Origin of the sequence: Nocardioides sp. (genome assembly GCF_030655615.1) — a bacterium.
Classification (GTDB): Bacteria; Actinomycetota; Actinomycetes; order Propionibacteriales; family Nocardioidaceae; genus Nocardioides.
The window spans coordinates 1-13,993 of sequence record NZ_JAURVJ010000133.1; the positions used below are offsets into that span (position 1 = coordinate 1).

The 13,993-nt window shown below is 71.3% G+C and carries 15 protein-coding genes; 12 read left to right on the top strand and 3 right to left on the bottom strand.

Annotated elements, in window-relative coordinates; all coding sequences use genetic code 11:
* From Q7T52_RS11285 to Q7T52_RS11295, 3 genes are all read left to right on the top strand, one after another.
* Nucleotides 1–405: hypothetical protein (locus tag Q7T52_RS11285; RefSeq protein WP_304802497.1), on the top strand; the 405-nt coding region annotated here is incomplete at its 5' end.
* A gap of 16 nt (nt 406–421) precedes the next feature.
* Nucleotides 422–1,654, top strand: coding sequence for an Ig-like domain-containing protein (locus Q7T52_RS11290; protein WP_304802499.1), 1,233 nt, complete (start codon nt 422–424; stop codon nt 1,652–1,654).
* Between the two features lie 23 nt (nt 1,655–1,677).
* Nucleotides 1,678–2,265, top strand: coding sequence for a hypothetical protein (locus Q7T52_RS11295; RefSeq protein ID WP_304802501.1), 588 nt, complete (start codon nt 1,678–1,680; stop codon nt 2,263–2,265).
* A 13-nt stretch (nt 2,266–2,278) separates the two neighbouring features.
* Here Q7T52_RS11295 and Q7T52_RS11300 read toward each other — a convergent pair whose 3' ends face one another.
* On the bottom strand, nt 2,279–3,187 hold the full coding sequence (locus tag Q7T52_RS11300; RefSeq protein ID WP_304802503.1) for a formylglycine-generating enzyme family protein: 909 nt from the start codon (nt 3,185–3,187) through the stop codon (nt 2,279–2,281).
* A 160-nt stretch (nt 3,188–3,347) separates the two neighbouring features.
* On the opposite strand from Q7T52_RS11300, the gene Q7T52_RS11305 reads away from it, so the two are divergent.
* On the top strand, nt 3,348–3,716 hold the full coding sequence (locus Q7T52_RS11305) for an MmcQ/YjbR family DNA-binding protein (RefSeq protein WP_304802505.1): 369 nt from the start codon (nt 3,348–3,350) through the stop codon (nt 3,714–3,716).
* Here the strand turns inward: Q7T52_RS11305 and Q7T52_RS11310 are convergent.
* Nucleotides 3,713–4,387, bottom strand: a complete 675-nt coding sequence (locus Q7T52_RS11310) for an ion channel (protein WP_304802507.1) — start codon at nt 4,385–4,387, stop codon at nt 3,713–3,715. The genes Q7T52_RS11305 and Q7T52_RS11310 overlap by 4 nt on opposite strands.
* Entirely contained in the window at nt 4,384–4,926 is a 543-nt protein-coding gene (locus Q7T52_RS11315) for a DUF1707 domain-containing protein (RefSeq protein WP_304802509.1), read from the bottom strand. The genes Q7T52_RS11310 and Q7T52_RS11315 overlap by 4 nt, the downstream gene beginning before the upstream one ends.
* A gap of 233 nt (nt 4,927–5,159) precedes the next feature.
* On the opposite strand from Q7T52_RS11315, the gene Q7T52_RS11320 reads away from it, so the two are divergent.
* The 8 genes from Q7T52_RS11320 to Q7T52_RS11355 form a co-directional block, all read left to right on the top strand.
* Nucleotides 5,160–5,933 (top strand): ABC transporter permease, encoded by a 774-nt coding sequence (locus Q7T52_RS11320; protein WP_304802525.1) that lies wholly within the window; start codon nt 5,160–5,162, stop codon nt 5,931–5,933.
* Nucleotides 5,930–6,766 carry an ABC transporter permease gene (locus Q7T52_RS11325; protein ID WP_304802511.1) on the top strand — a complete coding sequence of 279 codons (837 nt, stop codon included), beginning with the start codon at nt 5,930–5,932 and terminating at the stop codon, nt 6,764–6,766. Before Q7T52_RS11320 ends, Q7T52_RS11325 begins: the two co-directional genes overlap by 4 nt.
* Before the next feature lie 13 nt (nt 6,767–6,779).
* Nucleotides 6,780–8,141: an MCE family protein gene (locus Q7T52_RS11330; RefSeq protein ID WP_304802513.1), complete on the top strand. Its 1,362-nt coding sequence runs from the start codon at nt 6,780–6,782 to the stop codon at nt 8,139–8,141.
* Nucleotides 8,141–9,229, top strand: a complete 1,089-nt coding sequence (locus Q7T52_RS11335) for an MCE family protein (protein ID WP_304802515.1) — start codon at nt 8,141–8,143, stop codon at nt 9,227–9,229. The genes Q7T52_RS11330 and Q7T52_RS11335 overlap by 1 nt, the downstream gene beginning before the upstream one ends.
* 94 nt (nt 9,230–9,323) lie before the next feature.
* A complete protein-coding gene (locus Q7T52_RS11340) occupies nt 9,324–10,286 on the top strand; it encodes an MCE family protein (RefSeq protein ID WP_304802517.1) in 963 nt (320 codons plus the stop codon).
* Complete coding sequence (locus tag Q7T52_RS11345; protein ID WP_304802519.1) at nt 10,283–11,521, top strand: MCE family protein; 1,239 nt, start codon at nt 10,283–10,285, stop codon at nt 11,519–11,521. Before Q7T52_RS11340 ends, Q7T52_RS11345 begins: the two co-directional genes overlap by 4 nt.
* The gene (locus tag Q7T52_RS11350; RefSeq protein WP_304802521.1) at nt 11,518–12,879 is read left to right on the top strand and encodes an MCE family protein; all 1,362 of its coding nucleotides are present in this window, start codon (nt 11,518–11,520) and stop codon (nt 12,877–12,879) included. The genes Q7T52_RS11345 and Q7T52_RS11350 overlap by 4 nt, the downstream gene beginning before the upstream one ends.
* A partial coding sequence (locus tag Q7T52_RS11355; RefSeq protein WP_304802523.1) for an MCE family protein occupies nt 12,876–13,993 on the top strand: 1,118 nt, incomplete at its 3' end. The genes Q7T52_RS11350 and Q7T52_RS11355, both read left to right, overlap by 4 nt.

Genomic DNA, 13,993 nt, shown 5'->3' on the forward strand with positions numbered 1-13,993 from the left:
GTCCGGCTGGCCGCGCCGGCGCGGGGTCGCGTCCGGTGGTTGCTCCGTGGACCGCAGGGGAGGGTCGTCGACCGGCGCACCCTCACCATCGGGGCGCGACCCGTCGCGCTCGTCGTACGACGGCTGGCGGCTGGGCGCTACCGCTGGGAGGTCGCGCCGACCGGCGCCGGTCCCACCCGGCGGGGCACCGCCGACGTGCCCCCACCACCTCCGCCTCCGACGCCGGACCCACCGGTCGAGCCGCCGCCGGTTCCCGCGGTGGAGCAACCGGCGGCCCCGTCGAGCGGGCCGCGGCACGGCGGCCGGCCGCGTCACCACGGGGGCAGCCCGTCGGCCCAGCCCGAGGACCCGGCCGACGCGATCGACCCCGACGACATCCCCGAGCCCGTCGACCCACACCCCTGACGAGCGGAGGAAGCGCATGACCTCACCAGCACGACGGGCTCTGGCCGCCGCGGTCTCCGCGGTGACGCTGGCCGCCCTGCTGGTCGCCGCGCCGTCGTCCGGCGAGGACGGTCCCGACGCCCGCGCCCGACCGGGCGACCGGCCGTGGACCGGGTTCGCGATCCCCAGGACCGGCAGGGCCGCCTCGGGCTGGATCGGCGCCCGCCGCGTCGACCGCTCGACCGTGGTCTACCGCACCGACCCGCGGCGGCGCGGTTCCACCCGGGTGTTCGTCGGCGCCCGCACGACCCGCAACTTCCGCGCCAGCGGCGGCCGGCGGGTCGGACCCGGCAAGACCTCCTGCGCGGCGCTGCTGCTCGGCCGGTACGGCGTCCCCGCACCGAGCCAGACGCCGGCGGACCGACGGCTCCAGGCCGCAGCCGTCGACGTGGCGGTCCAGCACCTGCTCTACGGCCGCGGCTTCAGGCACGACGGGACCGCCCAGCGGCGGCGTACCGACCAGCGGGCCAACGGCCCGCTCGTCCGCGCCTACGCCGCCTCCCTCGTCGACGAGAACTGCCGGCTCGCCGGCCCCTACCGCGTCACCCTCGTCCCGTCGGCGACGAGCGTCGGCGTCGGCGAGCAGGTCGTCTACACCGCGACGGTCCGCTCGCACACCGGCGCTCCCGTCCCGGAGGTCGCACTTACGATCAGCCCCGGCGGCACGTCGCCGTTCGAGGCCAGGACCGACCTCGACGGCCGCTTCACCTTTTCGGCGGGGGCTCCACGTCCGGGACCGTTGACCTCCGGCACAGTCACCCACCGGCTGACCCCGTCGCAGCTCCGCTACCTGGTGCCACGCGCCCGTGGCGCCTCGCGGGTCGTCCAGGCGGGCCTCAAGCTGGGCGACGCCTACCCCCGCACCAGCACCGTCGCGGTGCAGGGGCAACCGGTCGTCCGGCTCCTCGCGATCGGCACGGTCGAGCGCGCGGCGTCGTTCCGCCCGCGCTTCCGGCTGGGCCAGGCCTACCCCGGTCGGCGTCCGGCGACCGTCCAGGTCTTCGGCCCCTTCGCCGACGGCGCAGAGACGGGCTGCCAGCCCCGCAAGCTCATCCGCCGACAGCGTGTGTCCGTCACGACCAACGGGACCTACCGCAGCGAGCCGGTCGCGCTCGGCCAGCGCGGCCGCTACGTGTGGCGGGTCGCGGTGCCGGGCGACACCTACAACAAGCCGGCCACCACGTGCGGCGGCGAGTTCCGGGTCGACTGAGCGCAGCGCCCTAGGCTGCGGTGATGGGTCACGGCCGCGAGCAGCGACGCGTCCACGACCCCGACCTCCCCTTCGCGCTGCGCTACCTGGCGCTCCAGCAGTGCGTCGAGTGGTACTGCCCGCTCGGGTTCACGGTGACCCTGGAGCTCCTGGCCGACCACGTCGGTGGCGCCGTCGACGGCACGTCGGCCCACCTGGTCGCCGCGGCCGACCTGCTGGAGGCGTCCCGGGCCGTCCGGTGGGCCGAGCAGCAGGCGTACGCCGTCCGGCGCACCGCCGCCAAGCGTGACGGGCGCCGGGTCCCGCCGCCGGGCGAGACCACTCCGGACCACCCCCGGCGGTGGCACCTCGACCCGCAGGCCGGGGCCCGCTTCGCCCTCGACGCCATCAGGCGGCGCCACGAGCTGACTGGCTACGCGCGGCTACCGCTGATGACGCAGGTCTACCGGGTGGTCGGCGGGACCGGGACGACCGAGCCGCACTCGCTCCTCGAGGAGCTCGACCGCCGGACCAGCCGGCCGGCCCACCCGGGCGACGAGGCGAGCTACTTCGAGGCCCGGACGGCTGCCCGGGTGCTCGAGCACCTCCGCGTGCTGCGCGGCGACTGGTGAGACCCGAGGTCGCTCAGGCGGCGACCCGGAACCCGATGTTGCCGGTGTGGTCGTCGACCGCGTTCTTGTCGCGGGCGGCGACGCGGTAGCGGTTGCAGTAGGAGTCGTGGCACAGGTAGGACCCGCCGCGGCGGACCCGCTGACCCTCGTCGACCTCGCCGTCGAGCGACCACGGGTCGGCGGTCCACTCCCACACGTTGCCGGAGGCCTGGAAGAGCCCGAACCCGTTGGGCCGGTGGGTCTTGACCGGCGTCGTGCCGACGGCCGCCGGCCCGTCCTCGTGGCGCACCGGGAAGTCGCCGCGCCAGATCGTGCAGGGCGGCGTGCGCAGGGTGTCGGGGTGCTCGTCGCCCCAGGAGTAGAGGGCGCCCTCGAGCCCGCCGCGCGCGGCGCGCTCCCACTCGGCCTCGGTGGGCAGCCGGGTACCGGTCCAGTCGCAGTAGGCCTCGGCGTCGCCGATCGACACGTGGACGACCGGGTGCTGCGCCATCCGCCCGGCGTCGCTGCCCGGCCCGTGGGGGTGGCGCCAGTCGGCGCCGTCGACGCCCAGCCACCACTCGGCGCCCGCGGCCCGGCCGCGCACCGCGCGCTCGTCGGTCACGAGCTGGTGGAACACGAAGGACCACCCCGTGCGCTCGGCCTCGGTCTCGTGGCCGGTCGCCTTCACGAACGTCGCGAACTGCTGGTTGGTCACCGTCGTCGCGCCGATCCGATAGGCCGCCAGCTCGACCTCGCGCACGGGCCCCTCGCCCTCGCGCGGGTTGGCCAGCGGGCCGTCGTAGCCCATCGCGAAGCGTCCACCCGGTACGTCGACCAACCCGGTCGCGCGGCCACCCGCGGCCCGACGAGGCGGGGGAGCCGGCGCGGACGAGGACGCACCGCGCGTGGGGGCACAGCAGGAGCTCTCCACGTCGTGCGACACGTCCCGAAGTCTAGTGAGCCTGTCGACAAGTCCTCGCTGCGGCGGCGTAGCCGGACGTACACAGATGAGCCGACCACCTCGCGCCCACGCTCAGCCAGGTGGCCGACCGGGCCCCGACGCGCACCTCTGTACGTCTGACTGCGGGACCTAGATTGAGCCCGTGGACGTCGAGCAGCTGATGGAGCACTGCCTCGCCAAGCCCGGTGCCTGGCCCGACAACCCGTGGGACCACGAGCACACGGTCATCAAGGTGGGTCCTGACGACAAGGGCAAGATCTTCGCGTTCCTCGGCGCCGAGAGCGTCGGGGTCAAGGCCGGGGCGACACGCGAGGTCGCCGACGAGTGGCTCGAGCGCTATCCCGACGCCGCGTCGGTGATGCGCTACATCGGGCGCAGCGGTTGGAACAGCCTGGCCCTCGACGGTGTCCCCGACGACGAGCTCCTCGAGGCGGTCGACGTGTCCTACGACCTCGTCGTGGCCGGGCTGCCGCGGAAGCACCGGCCGCCGCCCTCGGGCCAGGACAGCTAGGTCCGACCCCGCGCGGTCAGCCCGACCAGCCGGGCCACCACGAGCGCGACGTAGAAGACGCCGGCGAGCTGCTCGATCATGACCAACGACCGGGCGTGATCCATGACGGGTGAGACGTCGGACAGCCCGACCGAGGTCAGGGTCGTGAAGGAGAGGTAGAGCAGCTCGAACCACGGCCGTTCGCCCCCGCCGGAGTAGGCGATGAACGAGCCGGGCCAGATCACCTGGCCGGCGGCGTAGACGTAGGCGAAGGCCCAGGCGACGACGGTGAACGCGGCCCCCGTCGCGAAGAGCTCGTCGCGGGTCACCCGGTCGTCGTGGAAGAGGTAGCGGATCATCGCGTAGGAGACGAACAGGTAGAACGGCACGTGGAACGACGCCGAGAGCAGCACCGCCCACCCGGCGTCCTCGCTCACCGCCTCGAGCACGCTGAAGACCATCGCCGGGCCGGCCAGCAGGAGGGCGACCCACGACAGGGTCGGCGTACGACGCACCGCCCAGGCGGCCGCGAGCACCACGCCCACCTGGACGGCGCCGAGCACCGCCCGCCCGGCGACGTTGCCGTCGAGGAACGGGTAGGCCAGCACGGCGAGGAGCTGCAGTCCCAGGAGCAGCCCGGACGGGTGCTCGCGGACGGCGCCGACGACGTTGCGGGGGCTCAGCCGGCTCACGGGAGGCCCTTGGGCCAGCGCTGCTGGCGGGCCTGCTTCTTCTCGAGGCGGCGTACCTCGTCGCGGACGGTCTGCTCGCGCCCCGAGACCACCTTCACCACGTTGAGGAGCCCGAGGGCGGTGACGAACACAGGCCACGGGAAGGTGTCGCCGCCGCTGGCCGCCAGCCAGATGAACCAGGTGATCAGCGACGACAGGAGGAGCGTGAAGAGCGCGTGACGCCGCTGCTCGCCCCACCGCTCGACGGCGCGCTGGTGCAGCACTTCTGACGGGACCCCGACCAGCGACTTCGGCGACCGCGGGGGCGGCGTCTTGAGCGGCACCAGGTCGGCGACCAGAGGGGGCAGCTCGCCGAGCGTGCGGGCCGCGTTGACCTTATCGATCCGCTCCTCGAGCTCGTCCCGATCGAGGCGGCCGTCGGCGAAGGCCGTGGACAGCACGCCGGTGATCCGCTCGCGGTCCTCGTCGGAGGCACGGAGCCCGGCGTGCCCCCGGTCGCGGGGGTCGAGCGGGAAGGCGGACCACAGGTCGCCTGTCATACCCACCCCCGTACCTCCTCGTCCGACCGGTCCGCTGGGTCCCTCGCAACGATCCGGCATTCCGCATCCTAGAGAGCCGGTCGCGACCTACATTGGGCGGCGCGGGGTGACCGACGTCACCAGAACACCTGGCGCCACACCCCTAAGAGTCGTCTCATTGTTCAAAACGAGAACACGTTCTATTGTCGTGGCGCTGCACCCACCGACCGACTCATGGGGAGAAGGTGACCAAGATGGCGCTGAGCGCTGCTGGGGTCATCCGGGGACCCGGAGAGATCGCCGTGATGACGGTCGACGTCGTCAAGCGGCTGTTCACCACCCGCTTCCAGTTCCGCGAGTTCGTCGAGCAGGCCTGGTTCATCACCAGCGTCACGCTGATGCCGACGATCCTGGTCTCGATCCCGTTCGGCGCGGTCATCTCGCTCCAGGTCGGCAACCTCACCGGCCAGCTCGGCGCCCAGTCGTTCGCCGGCGCGACCGCGGTGCTCGCCGTCGTGCGGGAGGCGGCTCCGATCGCCGCGGCCCTCATCATCGCCGGCGCCGCCGGGTCGGCCATCTGCTCCGACATGGGCGCCCGCAAGATCCGCGAGGAGATCGACGCCATGGAGGTCCTCGGCGTCGACCCGATCGCCCGCCTCGTCGCCCCGCGCGTGGCCGCCACGATGTTCGTCGCCCTGATGATCATCGGCATCGTCATCGGGGCCGGCATCGGTGGCGGCTACTTCTTCACCGTCATCGTCCAGGGCGGCTCGGCCGGCGCGTTCCTCTCCAACTTCACCGCGCTCGCCTCGATCAGCGACCTCTACATCGCGATCGTCAAGGCCGTCGTGTTCGGGGCGATGGCCGCGGTCGTGGGCGCCTACAAGGGCCTCAACGCCGGCGGCGGCCCCAGCGGGGTCGGTCGCGCGGTCAACGAGTCGGTGATCATCGCCTTCATGCTGCTGTTCTTCATGAACGCGGTCATTACGGCCATCTACTTCCAGATCGTCCCGCCGGTGGGCATATGAGCATCGGGTCGGTCGCGGGCGCGGCCCTCAAGGCGCCCCGTCGCTCCCTCGAGGGCTACGGCGACCAGCTGCTGTTCTACGCCCGCGCGCTGTTCTGGGTGCCGCGGGCCATCCGCCGCTACCCCCGTGAGATCACCGCGACCCTCGCCGAGGTCACCTTCGGCTCGGGCGCGCTCGCGCTCATCGCCGGCAGCGTCGGCGTGATCGCGTTCCTCGCGTTCTTCGCCGGCACCGAGGTCGGCATCCAGGGCTACGCCTCGCTGAGCCAGATCGGCGTCGCCAAGTTCAGCGCGTTCATCTCGGCCTACTTCAACACCCGCGAGGTCGCGCCGCTCATCTCCTCGATCGCGCTCGCGGCCACCGTCGGGTGCGGCTACACGGCCCGTCTCGGCGCCATGCGCATCTCCGAGGAGATCGACGCCCTCGAGGTGATGGGCATCCCGTCGCTGCCGTTCCTGGTCACCACCCGGATGATCGCCGCCTTCATCGCCGTGATCCCGCTCTACATCGTGGCCCTCAGCGCGTCCTACCTCTCGCCCCGGCTGATCGTCGTCTACATCTACGGCCAGTCCAGCGGCACCTACGACCACTACTTCCTGCAGTTCCTGCCGCCCATCGACATCCTGTGGTCGTTCGCCAAGCTCCTCTTCCTCGCTGCCGCGATCATCCTCATCCACTGCTACTACGGCTACACGGCCTCCGGCGGCCCGGCCGGCGTCGGTCAGGCCGTGGGCCGCGCGATCCGCACCAGCATCGTCTTCACGGTCGTCGCCGACTTCTTCCTCAGCTTCGCCATCTGGGGCTCCACGACGACCGTCCGGATCACGGGGTAGTGGCCTGATGCCGATGCTGGTCAACATCCACCACGACACCCGGCGGGAGCACCTCCGGCTCCTCGTCGCGGGCGTTGCCTTCCTGACGGCCATGGCGCTGCTGATCGCGCTGTCGATCGCGATCTACGACAAGAAGTTCGCCGACGTCACGATGATCACGATCAAGGCCGACCGCGCGGGCCTGCAGCTCGCCAAGTTCGGCGACGTACGCCGCAACGGGGTGCTCATCGGCCAGGTCCGCGAGGTCGCCCAGGACGGCAAGGAGGCCGAGATCACGGTCGCCCTCGACCCGGAGGCCGCCCGCGAGCTGCCCGACAACGTCGAGGTCCAGATCCTGCCGACGACGCTGTTCGGGCAGAAGTACATCTCCTTCGTCGAGCCCGATGCCCCGTCCGACACCGCGCTCGCGCCCGACGCCGTGATCCCGTCGTCGCGCGTCGAGACCAACGTCGAGCTCAGCCGGATCCTGGCCGACCTCTTCCCGCTGCTGCGCTCGGTCGACCCCGCCGACCTCAACATGACGCTCAGCGCCCTGGCCAACGCCCTCGAGGGCCGTGGCGACCAGCTCGGCGAGACCCTCGAGGACCTCAACTCCTACATCGGCGGCATCGAGGACTCCCTCCCGACGCTCAAGACCGACCTCGGGCTGATCGCCGACGTCGCCGACACCTACGACCTCGCCGCGCCCGACCTGCTCCGCGTGCTCGACAACCTCACGGTCACCAGCCGCACGATCCTGCAGAAGAAGCAGTCCCTCGACGTCTTCTTCAGCGACCTGACCGGCCTGGCCGACACTAGCCGCACGATCCTCGCCGACAACGAGGCCAACCTCATCAAGGTCGGCCAGGTCGGCGCCCCCGTGCTCAAGCTGCTCGCGACCTACTCGCCCGAGCTGCCCTGCCTGCTCAAGGGCGCCGCCCGCTACGCCCCGATCCTGGCCAAGACCTTCGAGGGCAACCAGGTCAAGCAGTACATCGAGCTCGGCACCGCCCAGTACGGCGCCTACACCAAGGACGACCTGCCCAAGTACGGCGAGATCGGCCACGGTCCCTGGTGCTCCGGGCTGCCGTTCCCTCCGGTGCCGATCGGCCCGGTCCAGTTCGACGACGGCACCGACATCGACGACAACCCCCCGACCAGCGACGTCCCGGTCGTCCCCGGACTGCCCCTGCCCCGGCCCGCCCCCCGGTGGGCGCGCGGCGCCGGCTACGGCGTCGGCATGTCGAGCGGGTACGCCGGCACCACCGGTGAGCAGCAGGTCATCAACGCGCTGCTGGCCGACCACACGGGTCGGGCGGCCGACTCCTACGGCTCGCTCGGATCACTGCTCTACGGGCCCGTCGTCCGCGGCTCGGCAGCAGGGGAGGACGACTGATGGCCGGCGCCTCCAGCCGCAACAGCACGACCGTCGTCGCCGGCGTCAAGCTCGGCATCTTCACGGTGGTCTCGCTCCTCGTGACCGGCCTGCTCGCCGTCATCATGGGCAACATCGGCTTCGGCGACGGCCGCACCTACCAGGCGGCCTTCGTCAACGCGAGCTCGCTCGAGAAGGGCGACGACGTCCGCGTCGCCGGCGTCAGCGTCGGCGAGGTCAAGGAGGTCGACCACTACGGCGACCAGAACGCCAACGCCCTCGTGACCTTCCGGGTCAAGGCCGACGTCCCGCTCACCACGGCCTCCCGCGCCGAGATCCGCTTCCTCAACCTCGTCGGTGACCGCTACCTCGCGCTCGAGGAGGGCATCGACAAGGGGGCCGACGAGCTCGAGGAGGACGACGTCATCCCGATGACCCAGACCGAGCCGGCGCTCGACCTCACGACGCTGTTCAACGGCTTCAAGCCGCTGTTCCAGGCGCTCGAGCCGAAGGACGTCAACGAGCTGACGATGAACCTCGTCCAGGTGCTGCAGGGCGAGGGCGGCACCGTCGCCTCGCTGCTGCAGAACACGGCGTCGCTCACCAACACCCTGGCCGATCGTGACCAGCTCATCGGCGAGGTCGTCGACAACCTGGGTCAGACCCTCCAGACCGTCGACTCCCGCCACGTCCAGCTGGAGCGACTGATCGTCGAGCTCCGCGACTGGATGGGCGACCTCGCCGACGACCGCGAGACGATCGGCAACTCGCTGACCAGCATCTCCGACCTGACCGTCGTCGTCGCCGACCTACTCAAGCAGGGCCGCCCGTTGCTCAAGGGCGACATCGCCGAGCTGCGCAAGCTGTCCCGCCTGCTCAACAAGCCCAAGAACAAGAAGCTCGTCGTCGAGATCTTCGACCGGCTGCCCGAGTCGATGACCGACCAGACCCGGACCGGCACCTACGGATCTTGGTACAACTACTACATCTGTGGCTTCGCCGGGAAGATCACCCTCCCGGTCATCAGCGGCCTCCCCGTCATCCGTGAGCTCAACCAGCAGCTCAACAGCATCGACTTCCGGTCCACGGCCCCCAGGTGCAACCGATGAACACCCCAGGACGTTCTGCGTCTCCTCCGCTTCGCTCCCCCGTCGCACAACGCCCCGGGGACCCCGTATGAGCCGGCAAAACGAGGCCCGGACCATGCGCTACGGCGCCGTCACCCTGGTGCTGATGCTGCTCGTCATGGCGGCGGCGTTCAACCTGTCGAAGTTCCCCGGCTTCCGCGGCGAGACCTACCAGGCCTGGTTCACCGACGCCTCCGGCATCCGCAAGGGCAGCAGCGTGCAGGTCGGCGGCATCCGCTCCGGCAGGGTGTCCGACGTCGAGCTGCAGGACTCCAAGGTGCTCGTCACCTTCAGCGTCGACCAGGGCATCGACATGGGGGAGAAGACCACCGCGGCCGTCGAGGTGCTCAACCTGCTCGGCGAGAAGTACCTGCGGGTGACCCCCTCCGGCGAGGGCGACCTGTCCCAGGACGACCCGATCCCGCTCGAGCGCACCCGGTCGGCCTACGACATCATCGGCGTCTTCGGCGACCTCACCAAGACCACCGAGGACATCGACAAGGACGCCCTCAAGGACGCCTTCGACGTCCTCAGCGAGACCGTCGACTCGGCCGCCCCCGAGATCGCCGCGAGCTTCCGCGGGCTCTCGCGCCTCTCGCAGTCGGTGTCCTCGCGCGACGCCGAGCTCCAGCAGCTGTTCGCCAGCTCCAACAACGTCTCCCGGGTCCTGGCCGACCGCAGCGACGAGCTCGTCGACCTCATGGGCAGCGCCGATCTCGTGTTCAAGGAGCTCCAGAAGCGCAAGGCCGCCATCCACCGGCTCCTGGTCAACGCCCGGCTCCTGGCGCGCGAGCTGCGCGGCGTCGCCACCGACAACCAGGCCCAGATCGGGCCCGCGCTCAGCGAGGTCGACGACCTGCTCGACACGCTCATCAGCCGCGAGAAGGAGCTGAAGGCCACGCTCAACGCCCTCGGCCCCTACACCCAGATCCTCAGCAACATCATCGGCACCGGCCCCTGGTTCGACGCCTACGCGGTCAACCTGCTGGCCATCCCGACCGGCGAGTTCATCCCCGGGGTCCCGGAGGTGCTCAAGTGAGAAAGCTCTTCACCACCCGCACCGCGATCCTGCTCATCATCGCGCTCGTCGGCGTGGGCTTCGTCCTCGTCGACCGCGGCGAGGCCACCGAGCCCAAGAAGGTCACCGCCCACTTCGACCGCGCCGTCAGCATCTACGAGGGCACCGACGTGCGCGTCCTCGGCGTCACCGTCGGCAAGGTCACCGAGGTGACCCCCGAGGGCGAGTCGGTCCGCGTCGAGATGGAGTACGACGGCGACGTCAGCATCCCGGCCGACGCGACGGCCGCGATCATCACCCCGACCCTCGTCGCCGACCGCTTCGTGCAGCTCACGCCCGTCTGGGTCGAGGGTGACCAGGCGATGGCCGACGGGGCCGACATCGACGTCCAGACCACGCTGGTGCCGGTCGAGCTCGACCGCATCTACGCCTCGCTGCGCGACCTGGCCTCGACGCTCGGCCCCAACGGCGTCAACGCCGACGGCACCCTCAACCACCTGGTCACCGCGGGCGCCAACGCCCTCGAGGGGCAGGGCAAGGCCGGCAACGCCATGCTGCGCAACCTCGCCGCGGCTGCCACCACCTTCGGCAACAGCAGCGGCGACCTCTTCGCGACCGTCAGCCAGCTCGCCGAGTTCACCACCACGCTCGCCGACAACGACACCCTCGTCCGCGCCTTCATGGCCGACCTCGCCGACGTCGCCGGGCAGCTCTCCGACGAGCGCGGCGAGCTGCGGGCCACGCTGGCCGCCGTGGCCGACACCGTGGGCACCGTGCGCGGGTTCGTCAAGAACAACCGCAAGGCCCTCGTCACCGACGTCCGCAAGCTGAGCCGCGTGATGCGGACCATCGCGTCGGAGAAGACCAGCCTCGACCAGGCCCTCGAGGTCGCTCCGGTGGCGATGGGCAACCTCGTGCTCGCCTACAACGTCGAGTCGGGCTCGGTCGGCTCCCGCATCGGCGTCAGCGGCAACGCCTTCGACGCCGACGGCTTCCTGTGCTCGATCGTCCAGCAGTCCGACCTGCCCGCGGTCAGCAAGAACCTCGCCTGCCAGCTCTTCGCCGCGCTCCTCGAGCCGGCCGAGAACCAGCTCCCGACGATCCCGCCCGCGACCCCGTCCACCAGGACCACGTCGGACACCGCGCCTCGCCCGGCGACGGGCCCGGGCACCGCCGACGCGGCACCCCAGGTCGACGCCTACACCAGCGCCGAGCCCCCGACGCTCGCCGAGCTCCTGGCCGGGGGTGCGTCGTGAGGAGCTCCCGGCGTGGCCTCGCCATGGTGCTCGCCGGCGCGCTGCTCGGCGGCGGGCTCAGCGCCTGCGACTTCGACGGCGCCTACGACCTGCCGCTGCCCGGGTCACCCGTCGACGCCGACCACGCCTACGAGGTCACCGCCGAGTTCGAGGACATCCTCAACGTCGTCCCGCGCTCGCCGGTGATGGTCGACGACGTCACCGTCGGCGAGGTGACCGAGGTCGACCGCGTCGGCTGGCACGCCCGCGTCACGCTGCGCGTGCGCGACGACATCGTGCTGCCCGACAACGCGACCGCCGAGATCCGCCAGGTCAGCCTGCTCGGCGAGAAGTACGTCGCCCTCGAGGAGCCCACCGACGCCGCCCCCGTCGGCCGGCTCGGCGACAACCCCGACGACAGCATCGGCCTCGACCAGACCGGCCGCAACCCGGAGGTCGAGGAGGTCCTGGGCGCGCTGTCGTTCCTCCTCAGCGGGGGCGGCGTCGCCCAGCTCGGCACGATCACCAAGGAGCTCAACGCGGCGATGAGCGGTCGCCAGCAGGAGCTGCGCGACCTCCTCGGCAGCCTCGACCGCTTCGTCGGCACCCTCGACGACCAGAAGGGCGACATCATCCGCGCCCTGGAGTCGCTCAACAACCTGACCTCGACCCTCAACCGCGAGAAGCAGACGATCACCGACGCCCTCGACGTCACCGGCCCGGCCATCGACGTCCTCGACCAGCAGACCGACGAGCTCGTCGGGATGCTCTCCTCGCTCGACCGGCTCGGGGTGGTCGGCACCCGCGTGATCCGCTCCAGCAAGCGCGACCTGCTCGCCCAGCTGCGCGACCTCCAGCCGATCGTCCGCAACCTCAGCGCCGCCGGGGACTCCCTCGCCCCGGGTCTCAACCTCCTCGTGAGCTTCCCGTTCCCCAAGGAGGCCTCCGAGATCGTGCTCGGCGACTACGCCAACACCTCGATCCGCGCCGACATCAGCCTGGAGAACTTCCTGCCCTCCGGCGGGCTGCCCGACGTCCCCGGGCTTCCCGACCTGCCCATCTCCACCGAGGCCCTCGACCAGGTGCTCCAGTGCCTGCGCAGCGGCCGGATCGACTCCAAGGCCTGCCGCAAGGTGCTGAGCTCGGTGACGTTGATGCCCGAGCTGATCAAGCGCTGCACCACCAAGAAGTGGCGCTCCACCGGCGTCTGCCGCGCCCTCGGCCCCGTCGGCGGCCTGATCGACGGGCTCGGCGGCCTGAGCACGTCGCTGCCCGAGATCGACCTGCCGGGCCTCGGCCGGCTGAGCGCCGCGCTGAGCAGCGGCGAGCCGCCGCCGACCGCCGACAACACGACCCTCTTCGGGGGCGGTGCGTCATGACCCGCGCCGTCCGTCTGCGCCTGGTCGCGTTCGTCGTCCTGTCCGCGATCGGCATCGTCTACATCGCCGCCAACTACCTCGGCCTCGTCGACCGCGTCCTCGGCCGCGGCTACGAGGTCCACGTCACGCTCCCGACGTCGGGTGGGCTCTTCGAGGGCAGCGAGGTGACCTACCGCGGCATCAAGATCGGCAAGGTCACCTCGATGGACGCCACCCGTGACGGCGTCGACCTCGAGCTGACGATCGAGGAGGGCGTCGAGGTGCCCCTCGACTCGCCGATGTACGTCCACAACCTGTCGGCGGTCGGCGAGCAGTACCTCGACTTCGAGCCGCCCGACGAGGACCCGCCGTTCGCCAAGGACGGCAGCGTCATGGCCGGCTCGGCCGGGGCGCTCCCCGTCGACGAGGCCGACCTGCTCGTAGAGCTCGACAGCTTCGTCAACTCCGTCGACCAGCGCAGCCTGCAGGTCCTCATCAGCGAGCTCGGCGACATGTTCGCCGACACCGGACGTCCCCTGCAGCAGCTCATCGACGACGGCGGCAGGTTCGTCGACACCGCCGCCGCCAACACCGACGAGACCGTCCAGCTGCTGGACTCCGCCCTCACCGCGCTGAGCACCCAGCGCGACAACGGCGACAACATCACGTCGTTCTCCCGCGACCTCGCCCTGCTGACCAGGGCGCTGCGCGACTCCGACCGCGACATCCGCACCGTCCTCGACGACACGCCGCCGGCCGCCCGCGAGATCACCGCTCTCATCGACGAGCTCGGTCCGACGCTCCCGGTGCTGCTGAGCGACCTGATCACCATCAACCAGGTGGTCGTCTCGCACCTCGACGGTGTCGAGCAGCTGCTGGTGACCTTCCCCCGGGTGATCGCGGGTGGCTTCACCGGCTCGCCGCCCGACGGGTTCGGCCACGTCAACCTGCAGCTCGACTACAGCGTGCCGCCGTGCACCGCCGGCTACAAGCCGCGCGACGAGTGGCGTCGCGGCGACCAGCTCACCGACGCCCCGATCTTCCCCGCCAGCTGCGAGAGCGGCGCTCCGTTCGTGCAGCGCGGCACACCCAACGTGCCCGGCACGCCGAGCAATCCCCGCGGCAACAACGCCAG